Source organism: Staphylococcus sp. EG-SA-2, from assembly GCF_017152085.1.
Window position 1 is genome coordinate 1 of the sequence record NZ_JACYHC010000866.1, and the last position, 1,113, is coordinate 1,113.

At 34.8% G+C, this 1,113-nt stretch carries 1 protein-coding gene; it reads right to left on the reverse strand.

Annotated elements, in window-relative coordinates; genetic code table 11:
* The coding region (locus IDG60_RS27625) for a phospho-sugar mutase (protein ID WP_206160885.1) at positions 1-1,113 on the reverse strand (1,113 nt) is incomplete at both ends.

Genomic DNA, 1,113 nt, shown 5'->3' on the forward strand with positions numbered 1-1,113 from the left:
ATTCATCTTTCAATGTTTTGCCATATAATTTTAACTCAGAAGCGTATTTTATAATGAGTGGCACAATTTGTACGGCATCTTTATCACGTACAAAAGGCTCTGATAGAAAACCGTAACTCTCTTCAAAGGCGAAAATCATATTTTGATGATCGTCCAGTTGTCTTATTTCCTGAGCAATAAATTTAAAGCCCGTAAGCACCTCTTTGTATTCAACATTATTATAGCGTGCTAATGACTTTGTTAACTCACTACTTACAATAGATTGAATCATTAAGCGATGACGTAATTGAGACGTTTGTTGAATACGATAATTAAGTAACAACGCACCAATTTGGTTGCCATTAAAATATGTGATATGACCATGTGCATCACGTTCAGCAATGCCAAGACGATCCGCATCAGGGTCAGTTGATATTAATAAGTCTGCATGACTTTTATTTGCAAGTTCGACTGCTTGATCAAAAGCGCGATGATCTTCAGGATTAGCACTTTGAACTGAGCTGAAATTCGGATCAGGTTTACATTGTGCTTCTACAAGATTAAATTGATTGAAATTCAAAGATTGTAATAACTCAGGTACAATCGGAACACTTGTACCATGTAAACTAGTGAACACAACTTGTAAATCAGATTTAGGAATATAGCCAATCATATTTTGAATGTGTTTCATATAGTCATCAGTTACAGATTTCGGAAAAGGCTTGATATAAGATGTATTTTGTTTAGAAATAGGTATATCAATCTGTAATGGATCGCCAACTTCTTCGATATAACGACTTGCAAGCTCAGATGCATCAGTCGATAATTGCGCACCATCAGAACCATATACTTTGATGCCGTTATAGTCTTTCGGATTATGACTTGCTGTAATCATAATGCCAGCAGTAGTATTAAGATTGCGCACCGCGAACGATAATTCCGGTGTCGTTTTATATGTATCAGGTAAATAAACTGTTATTTGATGGTTTGCTAATACATTAGCAATTATTTGGGCGAATTCAGTTGAAAGATGTCTAATATCATAATGAATGACTATTGTTGGACTGTTTGTTTGGGCATTTAAATAACGCGCTAAACCTAATGCCAATTTTTCAATAGTAAACTTATTAAGTC